Annotated in this window: 16 protein-coding genes; 1 reads left to right on the forward strand and 15 read right to left on the reverse strand. The window is 71.0% G+C overall.

All coding sequences use genetic code 11. The features are described 5' to 3' along the window. Window positions 1-23 precede the first annotated feature (23 nt). Window positions 24-1253, forward strand: a complete 1230-nt coding sequence (locus ACFVIU_RS21685; protein ID WP_385844387.1) for a DUF349 domain-containing protein — start codon at window positions 24-26, stop codon at window positions 1251-1253. 70 nt (window positions 1254-1323) lie between these two features. On the opposite strand, the gene ACFVIU_RS21690 is transcribed toward ACFVIU_RS21685, so the two are convergent. The 15 genes from ACFVIU_RS21690 to pgsA all read right to left on the reverse strand — a co-directional run bounded on the left by ACFVIU_RS21690 (window position 1324) and on the right by pgsA (window position 17123). Further along, entirely contained in the window at window positions 1324-3861 is a 2538-nt protein-coding gene (locus ACFVIU_RS21690) for a RelA/SpoT family protein (protein ID WP_385844388.1), read from the reverse strand. A 273-nt stretch (window positions 3862-4134) separates the two neighbouring features. Next, window positions 4135-4674 (reverse strand): adenine phosphoribosyltransferase, encoded by a 540-nt coding sequence (locus tag ACFVIU_RS21695; protein ID WP_385844390.1) that lies wholly within the window; start codon window positions 4672-4674, stop codon window positions 4135-4137. Continuing rightward, on the reverse strand, window positions 4671-5780 hold the full coding sequence (gene secF / locus ACFVIU_RS21700; RefSeq protein ID WP_385844392.1) for a protein translocase subunit SecF: 1110 nt from the start codon (window positions 5778-5780) through the stop codon (window positions 4671-4673). Before secF ends, ACFVIU_RS21695 begins: the two co-directional genes overlap by 4 nt. 3 nt (window positions 5781-5783) lie before the next feature. Continuing rightward, on the reverse strand, window positions 5784-7571 hold the full coding sequence (gene secD, locus ACFVIU_RS21705) for a protein translocase subunit SecD (protein WP_385844579.1): 1788 nt from the start codon (window positions 7569-7571) through the stop codon (window positions 5784-5786). A gap of 141 nt (window positions 7572-7712) precedes the next feature. Next, window positions 7713-8225, reverse strand: a complete 513-nt coding sequence (gene yajC, locus ACFVIU_RS21710) for a preprotein translocase subunit YajC (RefSeq protein WP_385844393.1) — start codon at window positions 8223-8225, stop codon at window positions 7713-7715. Between the two features lie 177 nt (window positions 8226-8402). Further along, window positions 8403-9473 carry a Holliday junction branch migration DNA helicase RuvB gene (ruvB, locus tag ACFVIU_RS21715; RefSeq protein ID WP_385844394.1) on the reverse strand — a complete coding sequence of 357 codons (1071 nt, stop codon included), beginning with the start codon at window positions 9471-9473 and terminating at the stop codon, window positions 8403-8405. Between the two features lie 25 nt (window positions 9474-9498). Further along, a complete protein-coding gene (gene ruvA, locus ACFVIU_RS21720; RefSeq protein ID WP_385844396.1) occupies window positions 9499-10104 on the reverse strand; it encodes a Holliday junction branch migration protein RuvA in 606 nt (201 codons plus the stop codon). Further along, window positions 10101-10640 carry a crossover junction endodeoxyribonuclease RuvC gene (gene ruvC, locus ACFVIU_RS21725; RefSeq protein WP_385844397.1) on the reverse strand — a complete coding sequence of 180 codons (540 nt, stop codon included), beginning with the start codon at window positions 10638-10640 and terminating at the stop codon, window positions 10101-10103. The genes ruvA and ruvC overlap by 4 nt, the downstream gene beginning before the upstream one ends. A gap of 137 nt (window positions 10641-10777) precedes the next feature. After that, window positions 10778-11530: a YebC/PmpR family DNA-binding transcriptional regulator gene (locus ACFVIU_RS21730; RefSeq protein ID WP_385844398.1), complete on the reverse strand. Its 753-nt coding sequence runs from the start codon at window positions 11528-11530 to the stop codon at window positions 10778-10780. A gap of 48 nt (window positions 11531-11578) precedes the next feature. Next, the gene (pdxT, locus tag ACFVIU_RS21735) at window positions 11579-12184 is read right to left on the reverse strand and encodes a pyridoxal 5'-phosphate synthase glutaminase subunit PdxT (RefSeq protein WP_385844400.1); all 606 of its coding nucleotides are present in this window, start codon (window positions 12182-12184) and stop codon (window positions 11579-11581) included. A gap of 13 nt (window positions 12185-12197) precedes the next feature. After that, window positions 12198-13103: a pyridoxal 5'-phosphate synthase lyase subunit PdxS gene (gene pdxS, locus ACFVIU_RS21740; protein WP_360744865.1), complete on the reverse strand. Its 906-nt coding sequence runs from the start codon at window positions 13101-13103 to the stop codon at window positions 12198-12200. Window positions 13104-13217: 114 nt separating this feature from the next. After that, window positions 13218-13760 (reverse strand): hypothetical protein, encoded by a 543-nt coding sequence (locus ACFVIU_RS21745; protein WP_385844401.1) that lies wholly within the window; start codon window positions 13758-13760, stop codon window positions 13218-13220. Between the two features lie 632 nt (window positions 13761-14392). Beyond that, window positions 14393-15556 carry a glycosyltransferase family 4 protein gene (locus ACFVIU_RS21750; protein WP_385844403.1) on the reverse strand — a complete coding sequence of 388 codons (1164 nt, stop codon included), beginning with the start codon at window positions 15554-15556 and terminating at the stop codon, window positions 14393-14395. Next, complete coding sequence (locus ACFVIU_RS21755; RefSeq protein ID WP_385844404.1) at window positions 15553-16461, reverse strand: phosphatidylinositol mannoside acyltransferase; 909 nt, start codon at window positions 16459-16461, stop codon at window positions 15553-15555. The genes ACFVIU_RS21750 and ACFVIU_RS21755 overlap by 4 nt, the downstream gene beginning before the upstream one ends. After that, the gene (pgsA, locus tag ACFVIU_RS21760; RefSeq protein ID WP_385844405.1) at window positions 16458-17123 is read right to left on the reverse strand and encodes a phosphatidylinositol phosphate synthase; all 666 of its coding nucleotides are present in this window, start codon (window positions 17121-17123) and stop codon (window positions 16458-16460) included. Before pgsA ends, ACFVIU_RS21755 begins: the two co-directional genes overlap by 4 nt. Window positions 17124-17341 lie beyond the last annotated feature (218 nt).

Below are 17341 nucleotides of genomic sequence, written 5' to 3' on the forward strand. Positions count from 1 at the left end.
AGGCATCATGTGGAGGAGGCGCTGTGAGCAGCGACCCGTGGGGCCGCGTCGACGAGACGGGGACCGTGTACGTGCGTACGGCCGACGGCGAGCAGGTCGTCGGATCCTGGGCGGCCGGCTCCCCCGAGGAGGCGCTTGCCTACTTCGAGCGCAAGTACGAGGGCCTGGTTGTCGAGATCGGCCTCCTCGAGAAGCGCGTGCAGACCACCGACCTGTCGGCGAAGGACGCCCAGACCGCGATCGGTCATCTGCGCGAGCAGGTCGACGCGCACCACGCCGTCGGTGATCTGGACGCGCTGCGCAAGCGGCTGGACAAGCTCGTGGAGACCGTCGAGGCGCGCCGCGAGGAGCGCAAGGTGCAGCGGGCCAAGCAGTCCGACGAGGCCCGCAAGGCCAAGGAGGACCTGGTCGCCGAGGCGGAGCAGCTGGCCCAGTCCGACCAGTGGCGGGCGGCCGGTGAGCGGCTGCGGGCGCTGGTGGACACCTGGAAGGGCCTGCCGCGTCTGGACCGCAAGTCCGACGACGAGCTGTGGCACCGCTTCTCGCACGCGCGGTCGGCGTTCTCCAAGCGCCGCAAGGCGCACTTCGCGCAGCTGGACGCGCAGCGCGAGGACGCGCGCAGGATCAAGGAGCGGCTGGTCGCCGAGGCCGAGGCGCTGTCCGGCTCCACGGACTGGGGTCCGACGGCGGCCCGCTACCGCGAGCTGATGGCGGAGTGGAAGGCCGCGGGCCGCGCCCAGCGGGAGCACGAGGACGAGCTGTGGAACCGCTTCCGCGGCGCCCAGGACGTGTTCTTCGCCGCCCGCAGCTCGGTCTTCGCCGAGCGGGACGCGGAGCAGGCCGAGAACCTGAAGCTGAAGGAGGAGCTGGCCGAGGAGGCCGAGAAGCTCCTGCCGGTCACGGACCTGAAGGCCGCGCGGGCCGCCTTCCGCTCGATCAACGAGCGCTGGGAGGCCATCGGCCACGTCCCGCGGGACGCGCGTCCGAAGGTCGAGGGCCGGATGCACGCGGTCGAGCGGGCGATCCAGGAGGCCGAGGAGGCCGAGTGGCGCCGCACCAACCCGGAGGCACGCGCGCGTGCCGAGGGGCTGACCGGTCAGCTCCAGGCCGCCGTGGACAAGCTGAAGGGCCAGATCGAGCAGGCGCGCGCCCAGGGCAACACCTCCAAGGCCGACAAGCTGGAGCGCGAGCTGGAGGGCCGTCAGGCGCTGCTTGAGCAGGCTCTGAAGGGCCTTCAGGAGTTCGGCGGCTGAGTTCCTCCTGAGCGTCGCACAAGGGCCCCGTACCGGCGGTACGGGGCCCTTCGGCTTGCCTGCCGCGGGGTTACGAGCGGCTGCGTCCCGACGTCACGCGGTAGACGTCGTACACGCCCTCCACGCCGCGGACGGCCTTCAGGACGTGCCCCAGGTGCTTGGGGTCGCCCATCTCGAAGGTGAAGCGGGAGGTGGCCACCCGGTCCCGGGAGGTCTGGACGGCCGCCGACAGGATGTTGACGTGCTGGTCCGACAGCACGCGGGTGACGTCCGACAGCAGCCGGGAACGGTCCAGCGCCTCGACCTGGATGGCGACCAGGAAGACCGAGGACTGGGTGGGCGCCCACTCGACGTCGAGGATGCGCTCGGGCTCACGGGAGAGCGAGTCGACATTGACGCAGTCGCTGCGGTGAACCGATACGCCACTGCCGCGGGTCACGAAGCCGATGATCGGGTCGCCCGGCACCGGCGTGCAGCAGCGGGCCAGCTTGACCCACACATCGTCGACGCCCTTGACGACGACACCCGGGTCCGCGCTGGAGCGGCGCTTGCGGCCGCGGCTGCGGGAGGGCGGGACCGCCTCGTCGATCTCCTCGGTGGCGGCCTCCTCGCCGCCCAGGGCCTGGACGAGCTTCTGCACGATGTGCTGTGCGGAGACATGGCCCTCGCCGATCGCCGCGTACAGCGCGGAGATGTCCGAGTACCGCATCTCGTGGGCCAGGGTGACCAGGGAGTCGCCGGTGAGGATGCGCTGGATCGGCAGGTTCTGCTTGCGCATGGCGCGGACGATGGCGTCCTTGCCCTGCTCGATCGCCTCGTCCCGGCGTTCCTTGGAGAACCAGGCCCGGATCTTGTTGCGCGCCCGCGGCGACTTGACGAACCCGAGCCAGTCCCGGGACGGCCCGGCGCCGGGCGCCTTGGAGGTGAAGACCTCCACCAGGTCGCCGTTGTCCAGGGTCGACTCGAGCGGTACGAGCCTGCCGTTGACCCGCGCTCCTATGGTGCGGTGGCCGACCTCGGTGTGGACGGCGTACGCGAAGTCGACGGGGGTGGCGCCCGCGGGCAGGGCGATGACATCGCCCTTGGGCGTGAAGACGAAGACCTCGTTGCGGGACAGGTCGAAGCGCAGGGACTCCAGGAACTCGCCCGGGTCCTCGGTCTCCTTCTGCCAGTCCAGCAGCTGCCGCAGCCACGCCATGTCGTTGATGGCGTCCTTGTCCTTGGCGGACGACCTGGGCGTGTCGGTGCGGACCTTGGAGGCGCCGGCGACGGCCTCCTGCTTGTACTTCCAGTGCGCGGCGATGCCGTACTCGGCGCGCCGGTGCATGTCGAAGGTGCGGATCTGGAGCTCCACCGGCTTGCCGTTGGGCCCGATGACCGTCGTGTGCAGCGACTGGTACATGTTGAACTTGGGCATCGCGATGTAGTCCTTGAACCGGCCGGGGACCGGGTTCCATCGCGCGTGCACGGTGCCCAGGGCCGCGTAGCAGTCCCTGACCGTGTCGACGAGGACACGGATGCCCACCAGGTCGTAGATCTCGGCGAAGTCGCGGCCCCGCACGATCATCTTCTGGTAGACGCTGTAGTAGTGCTTCGGGCGGCCGGTGACGGTCGCCTTGATGCGGGCGGCCCGGAGATCGGCCTGCACCTCGTCGGTCACTATGGCGAGGTACTCGTCCCGCTTGGGCGCGCGCTCGGCCACCAGACGCACGATCTCGTCGTACATCTTGGGGTAGAGGATCGCGAAGGCGAGGTCCTCCAGCTCCCACTTGATGGTGTTCATGCCGAGGCGGTGGGCCAGCGGCGCGTAGATCTCGAGGGTCTCCCGCGCCTTCTTCTCCTGCTTCTCCCGCTTGAGGTAGCGCATGGTGCGCATGTTGTGCAGGCGGTCGGCGAGCTTGATGACCAGGACCCGCGGGTCCTTGGCCATGGCCACGACCATCTTGCGCACGGTCTCGGCCTGCGCGGCCTCGCCGAACTTGACCTTGTCCAGCTTGGTGACGCCGTCCACGAGCAGCGCGACGGTGTCGCCGAAGTCGCGGCGCAGCTGGTCGAGGCCGTACTCGGTGTCCTCGACGGTGTCGTGCAGCAGCCCGGCCATCAGGGTGGCCGGATCCATGCCCAGCTCGGCCAGGATGGTGGTCACGGCGAGCGGGTGCGTGATGTACGGGTCGCCGCTCTTGCGCTTCTGCCCGCGGTGCCAGCGCTCGGCGACCTGGTAGGCGCGCTCGATCTGGCGGAGCGTGGAGTTCTCGGTCTTGGGGTCGTTGCTGCGGACTATGCGCAGCAGCGGTTCCAGGACCGGGTTGTAGGGGTTCGCGCGCTGGACGCCGAGGCGGGCGAGGCGGGCGCGGACGCGGTTGGAGGAGCCGCTGCGGGTCGGCTGGGCGGCGGGCTGGCGCACCACCGGCGGCTGGGCCGGGCGCTCGGGCGGGGCCGGTTTGGGGCGGGAGGCCTCGGCAGCCTTCTCGACGGGCGCGGACTGGGCGTGCTCGAGCGTCCCGCGGGTGTCGTTCTTCGCGTGGGACGCGTCCGGCGCGGGCTTGGCCGCGGGCGCCGAGGCGGGCTCGGGCTTGGCGGCGGTCAGTGGCTGGGCCTCGTCTGGCAAGAGGGCTCCTCGTGCGCGATCCGGGTCCCCCGGTCAGGCTCCGGATACCCCATGGTAGCGATCCTGCGCCCCGTCATCGCCTCCAGGCGCCCGCAAAGACCGTCTTCCCCTGCAACACCAGGGGCTGCCGTGGGATTCCGCGGAGGTGGACGGCGGGTGTGCGGGAGGTGTCCGGACGCGGGGCGGCTTCCGGACAGGAGCTGCCGGCGTCGTGGAAAACACGAAGCGGCCTCCGGCGAAGCCGGGGCCGCTCGTGTGTCCGCAGATACGCGCTCAGACCTGGAGCAGTGCCTCCAGCGGCGCGCCGCCGAGCGCGGGCTCCAGACGGGTACGGCCCCCGAGGAAGCCGAGTTCCATCAGCACCGCGAGGCCGGAGACCTGGGCGCCGGCCCGCTCGATCAGCTGGATCGCCGCCTCGGCCGTACCGCCCGTGGCCAGGACGTCGTCCACGATCAGGATCCGGTCACCGGAGGTCAGGTCCTCGGCGTGCACCTCGATCTCGGCCGAGCCGTACTCGAGGTCGTACGCCTGCCGCAGGGTGGCTCCCGGCAGCTTGCCCGCCTTGCGGACCGGGATGAACCCCAGGCCCGCGCGGACGGCGACCGGGGCGCCGAGGATGAAGCCGCGGGCCTCCAGGCCGACGATCTTGGTGGCGCCGGTGCCTGCGGCGATCTCGGCGAGCGCGTCGGTGAGCGCCGTGAAGGCCGCCGGGTCCGCCAGCAGCGGGGTGATGTCCTTGAACATCACGCCCGGCTCCGGGTAGTCCGCGACATCGCGGATACGGCTGAGCAGCAGCTCCTGGATGTCGGTCATCGGCGCTTCCCGGAGGTTCGGCCGCGGCCCCGGCTGCGGGACGCGGACTGGTCGCGCGGGCCCACCACAGCGGGGGCCGCGTCGTCGGAGTCCTCGTCCAGCCCGGCGCGGGCGTCGGGGAGGTCCTCCCCGGCGGCGGCCTGGGCACGCTTGGCCGTGATCCGCTTGGTGAGGGCCTTCATCGCGGGCTCGCGCTCCTTGAGGTCCGCGACGAGCGGCGTGGCGATGAAGATCGAGGAATACGCGCCGGCCGCGAGGCCGACGAACAGCGACAGCGAGATGTCGTTCAGCGTGCCGGCGCCGAGGAAGCCGCCGCCGATGAAGAGCAGACCGGCGACCGGCAGCAGGGCGACGACCGTGGTGTTGATCGAACGCACCAGCGTGCCGTTGATCGACCGGTTGGCGATCTCGCTGTAGGTCCAGCGGGTCTGCTTGGTGATGTCCTTCGTCTGCTCCTTGAGGCTGTCGAAGACGACGACCGTGTCGTAGAGCGAGTAACCGAGGATCGTCAGCAGACCGATGACCGTACCGGGCGTGACCTCGAAGCCGACGAGGGCGTAGACACCGGTGGTGATGGTGATGTCGTGGATCAGCGCGACCAGCGCCGCGACGGCCATGCGCCACTCGAAGGCGATCGCCAGATAGATCACGACCAGCACCATGAAGATCGCCAGGCCCTCCCAGGCCTTGTTGGCGATCTGCTGGCCCCAGCTCGGGCCGACCAGGTCGGCGGCGAGCTTCTCGGGGTTGAGGTTCAGGTCCTTGGCCAGGTCCTGCTTGATCTTGTCGGACTGGCCGGTGTCGATGCCGGCGATCTGGATGCGCAGGCTGCCGTTGCCGAGCTTCTGCACGATCGCGTCATGACCGGAGGCGTCCTTGGCGTACGTCTCCGCCTGGCCGACCGAGGTGCTCATGTGGGTGGGCGTGGTGAAGACCGCGCCGCCCTTGAACTCGATGCCCATGTTCAGCCCGCGCACCGCCAGGCCGAGGATGGCCGTGATGGTGATCAGGATGGAGATGCCGTACCAGATCTTGCGCTTGCCGACGAAGTCGTAGGAGATCTCGCCGCGGTGCAGTCGAGCGCCGAGGTTGCCGAGTTTCGACATCGCTCACGCCTCCTTCGGGTCGGCAGAGCCGGTGGCGGGACCGGCGGGACGGCGGGTGCGGCGCAGCGGGGCCTTGGCGCCCAGGCCCTTCGGGTCGAGTCCGGACCACTTGTGGCCGTCCGCGAAGAACTTGCGGCGGGCGAGGAGAGTCATGAGCGGCTTGGTGAAGAGGAAGACGACGACCACGTCGAGCACGGTGGTCAGGCCGAGCGTGAACGCGAAGCCCTGGACCTTGCCGACGGTCACGACGAACAGCACGGCGGCGGCCAGGAAGGACACGAAGTCGGAGACCAGGATGGTGCGCCGGGCGCGCGGCCAGGCCCGCTCGACGGCGGGGCGCAGGGAGCGGCCCTCACGGATCTCGTCCCGGATGCGTTCGAAGTACACGATGAACGAGTCCGCGGTGATACCGATGGCGACGATGGCACCGCAGACGGCCGGCAGGTTCAGCGCGAAGCCGATGGCCGGGCCGAGCAGCGACATGATCACGTAGGTGAGGATCGCGGAGACCAGCAGCGAGGCCATGGCGACCAGCGACAGACCGCGGTAGTAGACCACCAGGTAGATCACGACCAGGGCGAGGCCGATGGCGCCGGCCAGCAGACCGGCGTGCAGCTGCTCACCGCCGAGCGCGGCGGTCACGGTGGTGACGGACTGCTCCTGGAAGGAGAGCGGCAGGGCGCCGTACGACAGCATGTTGGCGAGGCTCTGCGCCTCGGTCTGCGTGAAGCTGCCGGAGATCTCCGCCTGGCCGCCGGTGATGGCCTGCTGGACGTACGGGCTGGAGACGACGTCGCCGTCGAGGACGATGGCGAACTCGTTCTGCGGCTGCTGGTTCTTGGACAGCTTGTCGGTGATGTCCGCGAACTTCTTCGAACCGCTGGAGTTGAAGTTCATCTGGACCTGCCAGCCGGAGGCGCCCTGGGTGTCGAAGACGGCCTGCGCCTTCTTCACCTCGGTGCCGTCCACGGCGACCGGGCCGAGCAGGTACTTGTACCAGACCTTGTTGATCTCGCCGCAGGCCACGGTGGGCTCACCGGGCTTGGCCTTCTTGCCGGCGTTGGCGCGATCGGCGGGCTTGGCGCAGTTCAGGCCCGTGTACTGGGCCTGGAGCGCGGCGGTGCCCGGGTTGCCGGAAGCGGACGCCGACGGGCTGGCCGACGGCTTGCCGTTGCCGCTCGCGGAGGCGCTCGGCGAGGGGGTGGAGCCGGCCTTCAGCGCGTCCGTGACGGCGCGGCCCTGGGAGGTCGCCGATGCCGAGGGGGACGCGGAGGAGGACGAGGAGGCCTTCTGCTGCCCGGAGGCGCTCGCGGAGGGGCTCGGGCTGGTGCTCGGCTTGGAGCCGCCGCTGGAGGAGGTGCTCGGCGAGGGGCTCGGCGCGGCCGTACCGCTGGGCTCGCTGGCCAGGACCGGGCGGAAGTACAGCTTGGCGGTGGTGCCCACCTGCTGCTGGGCTTCCTTGGAGTTGGTGCCCTTGGGGATGTTGACGATGATGTTGTCGGTCCCCTGGGTCTGCACCTCCGCCTCGGAGACGCCCAGGCCGTTGACACGCCGGTTCATGATGTCGACCGCGGTGTCCATGTTGGCCTTGTTGATCGCGGACCCCTGGTCGGCCTTCGCCTTGAGCGTGATGCTCGTACCACCGGCGAGGTCGATGCCGAGACGCGGAGTTTTGTGCCCGGAGGCGAACATCCCTCCGGTGAGCGCCACGATGGCGATCAGGATGAGGGCCAGCAAGCGCCCTGGCTTGCTCTGGGCGCTCGCGCTCCGGCCCCTCTTAGGTGCTGCCACCTTCTCGTACTCCCTCTCGGGCCGCTCGCGCCCGGTCGGCGCGGTCGGCCATGACATGGTGTCGGGCTCCCCTACGGGAACAGACGCGCCCGGTGGTGCGCGGGGCGTGATTATGCCGCCTTGCGCACCACCGGGGCATGACTACTTCGCGTCGGAGTCGCCGTCGGTCTTCTTCGGCTCGTCCTCCGCCTTGGCCTTGGCGGCCTCGGCCGCGTCGGTGCCGTCCCCGGCGGCGTCGGCGTCCTTCTTACCGAGGTCGATCTTGTCGTCGGAGGCGGCGGCAGCGGCGGCAGATCCGTCGGTCTCGTCGGTCTCGGTGAGGGAGGAGGCGTCGTCGGGGACGATGTCGGCGTCGGACTTCAGGTCGTGCTCGATGCCGTGGACGATGCGGTTGTACTCGTCGTCGGTGAGGACGGCGCCGATCGCGTTCTTGGCGAAGAGGAGCTCGACCCCGGGGCCGGCGTCGAGGAGGACGGTCTCCTCGTTGACCTCCTTGACCGTCGCGTAGATCCCCCCGATCGTGCGGACACCGGAGCCGGGCTGCATCTCGTTCCGCATCTGGGCAGCCTGCTGCTGCTTCTTCTTGGCCGAGCGCGTCATCAGGAACATGGCCGCGATGAGCACGATGAACGGGAGAAGGGTAAAGGCATTCACGGGACGGAATTTCCTTCGCGCGACCGCGCGTGTGAGCGGCCTATTGATGGGGGTGTGGTCGGCGCCGCCCGCAAGAGCGGCATCGGCGGAGTCTAAGCGAGTCCGCATGCATGGAACAACGCTCAGCATGGCACCTGGGTTCCTGCGTGGGCCAATGCCCTCGCCGCCGCCGGCCCGTCACGTCCCGAACAGATCCTGCTGTCCGCTTCCCCCCGCCGACGACCTGGGCGGGGTCAGGCCCAGGTGCTCCCAGGCCGCCGGGGTGGCGACCCGGCCGCGCGGTGTGCGGGCCAGCAGACCCTCCCGGACCAGGAACGGTTCGGCGACCTCTTCCACGGTCTCGCGCTCCTCCCCCACCGCGACCGCGAGCGTGGACAGGCCGACCGGGCCGCCGCCGAACAGCTTCAGCAGCGCCTCCAGGACGGCACGGTCGAGCCGGTCCAGGCCGCGCGCGTCGACCTCGTACACGGCGAGCGCCGCGGCCGCGATCTCCCGGGTGATCAGGCCGTCCGCCTTGACCTGCGCGTAGTCGCGGACGCGGCGCAGCAGACGGTTGGCGATACGGGGCGTGCCGCGGGAGCGGCCGGCGATCTCGGCGGCGCCGTCCGGCTCGATCCCGACGTCCAGCAGGTGCGCCGAGCGGTGCACGACCCGCTCCAGCTCACGCGGCTCGTAGAACTCCATGTGCGCGGTGAAGCCGAACCGGTCGCGCAGCGGGGGCGGCAGCAGACCCGCGCGCGTGGTGGCGCCCACCAGGGTGAAGGGGGGCAGTTCCAGCGGGATCGCGGTGGCGCCGGGGCCCTTGCCGACGATGACGTCGACGCGGAAGTCCTCCATCGCCATGTACAGCATCTCCTCGGCGGGCCGGGACATGCGGTGGATCTCGTCGAGGAAGAGGACCTCGCCCTCCTGGAGGGAGGAGAGGATCGCGGCGAGGTCGCCGGCGTGCTGGATGGCGGGGCCGGAGGTGATCCGGATGGGGGCGCCCATCTCGGCCGCGATGATCATCGACAGGGTGGTCTTGCCGAGACCGGGCGCGCCGGACAGAAGTACGTGGTCGGCGGTGGCGCCGCGCGCGCGTGCGGCCCGCAGGACGAGATCGAGCTGTTCGCGGACCTTCTCCTGGCCGATGAACTCGCCGAGGTCCTTCGGGCGCAGCGCGGCCTCGACGGCCTGGTCCTCCCGGTCGGCGGACGCGCCGACGAGCCGCTCGGCGGCGGCGGGGTCGGCCGTGTCGTCCCAGTTCATGTGATGTGCCTCGATGGTCGTCGGGTCAGCGGGCGCGGTTCAGGGTCTGGAGGGCCGCCTTGAGCAGCTGCCCCACCTGCGGGGTGCCGCCGGCCGCCTCCGCCTGGGGGGCCACGGCGGTCACGGCCTCGTCCGCCTCGCGGGTGGCGTAGCCGAGGCCGATCAGGGCCGCGTGCAGCTGGTCGCGCCAGCCCTGGCTGACCGGGGCGCCGACCGCGGGGGCGCCGACGGGCTCGCCGAGGCGGTCCTTCAGCTCCAGCAGCAGCTTCTGGGCGCCCTTCTTGCCGATGCCGGGCACGGCGGTGAGCGCCTTCTCGTCGGCGGTGGCGACGGCCCGGCGCAGCGCGTCCGGGGTGTGCACGGCGAGCATCGCCTGGGCGAGGCGCGGGCCGACCCCGCTCGCGGTCTGGAGCAGCTCGAAGACCTGGCGCTCGTCGTCGTCGGCGAAGCCGTACAGGGTGAGGGAGTCCTCGCGCACGACCAGGGAGGTGTGCAGCTTGGCGGGCTGGCCGAGACGGAGCGTGGACAGCGTGTTCGGCGTGCACTGGACGGCCATGCCGACACCGCCGACCTCGACGACCGCGGCGTCGGGGGCGAGCGCGGCGACCGTGCCGCTGACGAAGGCGATCATGCCGTACGGCCTTTCGTTGCGTGGATCTGCTGCCGGGCGACGGCCTGCTGGAGCCGGTTCTGCGCGGGGGCGCGCCAGATGTGGCAGATGGCGAGGGCGAGGGCGTCGGCGGCGTCGGCCGGCTTCGGGGGTGCGGCGAGCCGCAGCAGCCGGGTGACCATGGCGCCGACCTGCGCCTTGTCGGCACGACCAGTGCCGGTCACGGCGGCCTTGACCTCGCTGGGGGTGTGCAGGGCGACGGGGATGCCGCGCCGGGCGGCGCACAGCATGGCGACGGCGCTGGCCTGGGCGGTGCCCATGACGGTGCGGACGTTGTGCTGGCTGAAGACGCGTTCCACCGCGACGAACTCGGGCCGGTGCTCGTCCAGCCACTCCTCGAGGCCCTGCTCGACGGCGAGCAGCCGGTGGCTGAGGTCGGCGTCCACCGGGGTGCGTACGACCCCGACGCCGATCATGGTGAGCGGGCGCCCCGCGACCCCCTCGACGACACCGACGCCACATCGCGTCAGGCCGGGGTCCACCCCCAGAACACGCACCGCGCCCCTCCCTCTGCCGGCTCGATCACCTGTTTGTGCAGGCTATCGGGTGCCACTGACAACGCCCCGCACCGACGCCGGGAACGCGACGGGCCGACGGGGGGTGTCCCGTCGGCCCGGTCAGCCAGCCGTACGCGTTACGCGTCGACCTTCGCCATGATCTCGTCGCTCACGTCGAAGTTCGCGAAGACGTTCTGCACGTCGTCGCTGTCCTCGAGCGCGTCGATCAGCTTGAAGATCTTCTTTGCGCCCTCCTCGTCCAGCTCGACCTGGACGGACGGCACGAAGCTGGAGTCGGCGGAGTCGTAGTCGATGCCGGCCTCCTGGAGGGCGGTGCGGACCGCGACCAGGTCGGAGGCCTCGCTGATGACCTCGAAGGTCTCGCCGAGGTCGTTGACCTCCTCGGCACCGGCGTCCAGGACGGCGCCGAGCACGTCGTCCTCGGTCAGCTCACCCTTGGGGACGATGACGACGCCCTTGCGGCTGAACATGTACGACACGGAGCCCGGGTCGGCCATGGAGCCACCGTTGCGGGTCATGGCGACACGGACGTCGGAGGCGGCGCGGTTGCGGTTGTCGGTGAGGCACTCGATGAGCACCGCGACACCGTTGGGGCCGTAACCCTCGTACATGATCGTCTCGTAGTCGGCGCCGCCGGCCTCGAGACCGCCACCGCGCTTGATCGCGGAGTCGATGTTCTTGTTCGGGACCGACTGCTTCTTGGCCTTCTGGACGGCGTCGTACAGTGTCGGGTTACCGTCGAGGTCGACGCCGCCCATGCGCGCCGCGACCTCGATGTTCTTGATCAGCTTCGCGAAGAGCTTGCCGCGCTTGGCGTCGATCACGGCCTTCTTGTGCTTCGTCGTAGCCCATTTAGAGTGGCCGGACATCTGCCTGTCTCCTTCGCGTAACCATCTACATAACGAACGCCAGAGATCCTACAAGGACTCCGCCGCCCCGTTGGCGCGCACCATGTCGACGAAGAGGGAGTGCACCCGGTGGTCGCCGGTCAGTTCCGGGTGGAACGACGTGGCGAGCGCGTTGCCCTGGCGGACGGCGACGATGTGGCCCTCGTGCTCGGCGAGCACCTCGGTGCCGACGCCGACGGACTCCACCCAGGGGGCGCGGATGAAGACGCCCTCCACAGGATCGCCCGGGATGCCCCGGACGTCGAGCGCGGCCTCGAAGGACTCGTTCTGGCGGCCGAAGGCGTTGCGGCGCACGATCATGTCGATGCCGCCGATGGTCTCCTGGCCCGAGCGCGGGTCGAGGATCTTGTCGGCGAGCATGATCATGCCGGCGCAGGTGCCGTAGACGGGCATGCCGCTGCGCACGCGCGCGCGGAGGGGCTCCATCAGCCCGAAGAGGACGGCCAGCTTGGAGATGGTGGTGGACTCGCCGCCGGGCAGCACGAGACCGTCGACCTCGGCGAGTTCCTCGGGGCGCCGCACCGGCCTGGCCACGGCGTCGGCCGCGGCCAGGGCGATGAGGTGCTCCCGTACGTCGCCCTGGAGGGCCAGGACGCCTATGACGGGGGTGTTCATGTGATGCAGTGCCTTACCAGCCGCGGTTCGCGTAGCGCTCGGACTCGGGGAGGATGTCGCAGTTGATGCCGACCATGGCCTCGCCGAGGTTGCGGGAGGCGTCCGCGATGATCTTCGGGTCGTCGTAGAAGGTGGTGGCCTTGACGATGGCCGCGGCGCGCTTGGCCGGGTCGCCGGACTTGAAGATGCCGGAGCCGACGAACACGCCCTCGGCGCCGAGCTGGCGCATCAGGGCCGCGTCGGCCGGGGTGGCCACACCGCCGGCGGAGAACAGCACCACCGGGAGCTTGCCCAGCTCGGCGACCTCCTTGACCAGCTCGTACGGGGCGCGCAGCTCCTTGGCGGCGGCGTACAGCTCGTGGTTGTCCAGGCCGCGCAGGCGGGCGATGTCGCCCTTGATCTGACGCAGGTGGCGGACGGCCTCGACCACGTTGCCGGTGCCGGCCTCGCCCTTGGAGCGGATCATCGCGGCACCCTCGGCGATGCGGCGCAGGGCCTCGCCCAGGTTGGTGGCACCGCACACGAAGGGGGTGGTGAAGGACCACTTGTCCGAGTGGTTGACCTCGTCGGCCGGGGTGAGGACCTCGGACTCGTCGATGTAGTCGACGCCGAGGGACTGGAGGACCTGGGCCTCGACGAAGTGGCCGATGCGGGACTTGGCCATGACCGGGATGGAGACGGCGTCGATGATGCCCTCGATCATGTCCGGGTCGGACATCCGGGCCACACCGCCGTCCTTGCGGATGTCGGCCGGGACCCGCTCCAGGGCCATGACGGCGACGGCGCCCGCGTCCTCGGCGATCTTCGCCTGCTCCGGCGTGACGACGTCCATGATCACGCCGCCCTTGAGCTGCTCGGCCATGCCACGCTTCACGCGCGCGGTGCCGGTCTCGGGAGCCTGGTTCTCGATGGTGGACACGGGTGACCTCACTCATGGGAAAAGAAGGTTTCTGCTTCCCCGAGGAAACGTGAGTGGAGCAGGCCACAGCAAGGGCCAATGGCAAGCAGGTGGATCCTTTTCGGCTCGGCGGGCTCAGCTCACCCGTTCCACCAGGGCCGCGGGCGGCTCGTCGTCCATCTCGAAGGCCAGCGGAAACGGCGCGTGTCCGGCCAGCCGGAACCAGCGGACCTTGCGGTGCTCGCGCAGCCGGCGGGCGGCTCCGACGGCGTCGTTGTGGAAGCGGCGCGCCATCGGCACCCTGCGGACGGCCTCCGCCAGCTCCCGGGCGGCCTCCTCGCCGCCCGGGGCCTCCCGTACGGCCTCCACCTGCGCCGGGTCCGCGAAGACCGCGCGCAGCGCCTGGCTCAGCTCGCTCTCGGCGACCTCCCGCTGCTCCTCCTCGGCCTGCCGGGCCCCGTGCGCGGCCTCGTACAGCACGATCGAGGCGGCCGGGTCGAGCACACCCGAGGTCGCCAGTTCCTGGGTCACGGAGGCCCGCCGCAGCAGCTGGGCGTCGAGCGCCGCGCGCGCGGCGTCCATCCGCACATGCAGCCGGTCCAGCCGGCCGGCGGTCCAGCTCAGGTACACGCCGATCGCGACCAGGGCGACAAGGATCCAGATGAGGGTTGCGGTCACGGCCGAAGGCTATCGGCCCACCCGGCCGCACCCCGGCCACCGGCCAGCCCGGCGCCGCCCGGTCATGCTCCGGGGCCCGGAATCCCGTCCAGAAAGCGCCATGGCCCGGAGCCGCCCGCAATGCCGACCCAAACGCGGTCGGAGCCCGGAGCCGCCCCCAATTCCATCCCGAAAACGGTCACGGCCCGACGCCGCCGGGAAACCCGTCCAGAAAGCGGCCGCGGCCCAGCGCCACCCGCAAACCCGACCCGAAAGCGGTCACGGCCCGGAGCCAACCCGAGCCGGAAGGCCGTATCGGCCCGCCGCTTGTCCGAAGCCGAGCCCGAAAGCCGCAATGGCCCGCCACTTGCCTGAAGCCAAGCCCGAAAACCGCAACGGCCCGCCACTTGCCCGAAGCCAAGCCCGAAAACCATAACGGCCGCCGTCCGTCCGAAGCCAAGCCCGAAAACCATAACGGCCGCCGTCCGTCCGAAGCCAAGCCCGAAAGCCATAACCGCCCGCCGTCCGTCCGAAGCCAAACCCGAAAGCCGTCGCGGCCCGCGCCCCTCACACACGCCCGAAGCCCACCCGCACTCCCCTACCGACCCCGCCCCGTCGATCGGCTCGGAGGCGGTGCGGGGCCGGGGCGCGGGTCAGTCGCGGGCCAGGCCGAAGCGGGCTCGTAGGCCTGGGGGGCGGTCGTCGGTCGCGACCGCCGCCGCGCCGGCCGTCACGGTCTCGTAGACGGAGAGGATGTCCGCGCCGACCGTCGACCAGTCGAAGCGCCGCACATGCGCGCTGCCGCGCTCGCGCAGCGCCGCGCGCCGCTCCGGGTCCGCCAGCAGCCGTACGGCCGCCTTGGCGAGCGCGTCGGCGTCCTCGACCGGGAACACCTCGCCCGCCTCACCCTGGTCCAGGACCTGCACGAAGGCGTCCAGGTCGGAGGCGAGCACGGGGGCGCCCGCGGACATCGCCTCGACGAGGATGATGCCGAAGCTCTCGCCGCCGGTGTTGGGAGCGACGTACAGGTCGACGCTGCGCAGCAGGCGGGCCTTGTCCTCGTCGCTGATCATGCCGAGGAACTCCACCCGCGCGCGCAGCTCCCGCGGCAGCTCCTCGACGGCGGCCTCCTCGTCGCCACGCCCCGCGACCAGGAGGCGGGCCCCCGGCCGCGCCGCGAGGATCTCCGGCAGCGCCTTCATCAGCACCGGCAGGCCCTTGCGCGGCTCGTCGATACGGCCGATGAAGCCGATGGTGTCCCCCTGCCACTCCGCCCTGGGCTCGGCCCTGGCGAAGAAGTCGACGTCGACGCCGTTGGGGATGACCACCGCGTCCCCGCCCAGGTGCTCGACCAGGGTGCGGCGGGCGTACTCACTGACCGCTATCCGCGCGCTGATCTTCTCCAGGGCCGCCTGGAGGATCGAGTACGCGGCGATCATGGCGCGCGAACGCGGGTTGGACGTGTGGAAGGTGGCCACGATCGGACCGGAAGCCGCCCAGCAGGTCAGCAGCCCCAGCGAGGGCGAGGTCGGCTCGTGGATGTGGACCACGTCGAAGGCGCCGTCGTGCAGCCAGCGCCGGACCCGCGCGGCGGACAGGAACCCGAAGTTCAGCCGGGCCACCGAGCCGTTGTACGGCACCGGCACGGCACGGCCGGCGGAGACGACGTACGGCGGCAGCGGGGTGTCGTCGTCGGCCGGGGCGAGCACGGAGACCTCGTGCCCCAGCCGGATGAAGTACTCGGCGAGGTCGCGGATGTGGAACTGGACGCCACCGGGCACGTCCCAGGAGTACGGGCAGACGATCCCGATTCTCACGAGGGTCCCTTCGCGGGGTCGAGGTCGGCGAGCCACAGCCGCTGGAGCATGTGCCAGTCCTCCGGGTGGTCGGCGATGCCGGAGGCGAAGGCGTCGGCCAGCGCCTGTGTCATGACAGACGTCTTCTCGGCCCGGCTGCCCGACTCGGGCACCTCGACCGGCGGATGCACCCGGCCCTGGAGGACGGGCGAGTCGTCGTACCAGAGGGTGACCGGCAGCAGCAGCGCGCCGGTCTGCTGGGCGAGCAGGGCCGGGCCCGCGGGCATCCGGGCCTTCTCGCCGAAGAAGTCGACCTCCACGCCGGAGGCGGACAGGTCACGGTCGGCGACCAGGCAGACCAGACCGCCGTCGCGCAGCCGCCGGGCCAGCGTGCCGAAGGCGGAGCCGCCGCTGTGCGGCAGGACCTCCATGCCGAGGCTCTCGCGGTAGGCGACGAAGCGGTCGTACAGCGTCTCGGGCCGCAGCCGCTCGGCGACCGTCGTGAACGGCGTCTCCAGCTTGGTGGTGACCCAGGCACCGGCCAGGTCCCAGTTGGCCAGATGGGGCAGCGCCAGGATCACACCCCGGCCCGAGGCCAGCCCGTCCGTCAGATGGTGCAGGTCCTTCGGGTCGAAGCCCGCCCTGACGCGCTCCGGGCTCCAGGCGGGCAGCCGGAAGGACTCCATCCAGTAGCGCAGGTACGAGCGCATGCCCGCACGCGACAGCTCGGCGAGGCGTTCGGGCGTGGCGTCGGGCACCACGCGCGCGTAGTTGGCCTCCAGCCGCCGCACGCCCTTGCCGCGCCGCTTCCAGGCCAGGTCGGCGATGCCGCGGCCGAGACGGACCGCCACGGGTTCGGGGAGCCTCTTGACGGTGCTCCAGCCGAGCCCGTACAGCGCGTCGGTGAGCCGTTCGGCGGCGCTCACTGCGCGGCCTCTCCGGCACCCTGCCGCGCTGCCGCCTCCGCCTCGGCGGACTCGCGGCGGACCGTGACGACCCGCTGGACCAGCGTGACGAGACTGCCCACGGCGACGATCCACAGAGCGACCGGCAGCAGCCACTGGATGCCCGGCACGCCGAACGTGTGCAGGCCCGCGAGACCGGCCGCGACCAGCGAGATCACCAGCCGCTCGGCGCGCTCGACCAGCCCGTTGACGGCGACCGGCAGCCCGATCGACTCGCCGCGCGCCTTGGTGTACGACACCACCTGGCCGCTGGCCAGACAGAAGATCGAGACCGCGCACAGGGCGTTGTCATCGCCCTGGCCCGCGTACCAGAGCGCGAACCCGCCGAAGATCGCGCCGTCGGCCACCCGGTCCAGAGTGGAGTCCAGGAAGGCGCCCCAGCGGCTGGAGCGGCCCAGCTGACGGGCCATGTTGCCGTCGACCAGGTCGGAGAAGACGAAGAGGGTGATCACGACCGTGCCCCAGAAGAACTCGCCCCGGGGGTAGAAGACCAGCGCACCCGCGACGACCCCGGCCGTGCCGATGAGCGTCACCGTGTCGGGGCTCACGCCCCTCCGGATGAGAAACGCGGCGAACGGTGTGAGGACACGCGTGAAGAATGCACGCGCGTACTTGTTCAGCATGGCCTTCCCGACGGTCGTCTCGCCGTAGCCCTGGTGGCCTCCGGCTGGCCCATCGTAGCCACGCGCGTGCGTCTGTGACGGGTGGGCACCCGCAGCCGTGCCGTGTGCCGGTGTGCACCGGCACACGCGCGGGCGCGCGTGGCGCGATCACGGTGGGCGGACGTCGTTCGTATGGACGCCACGTGACGGGAGTGGAAAGCTCGAATAACCGCGGGCGT

Origin of the sequence: Streptomyces sp. NPDC127190, assembly GCF_042672505.1 — a bacterium.
Lineage (GTDB): Bacteria > Actinomycetota > Actinomycetes > Streptomycetales > Streptomycetaceae > Streptomyces.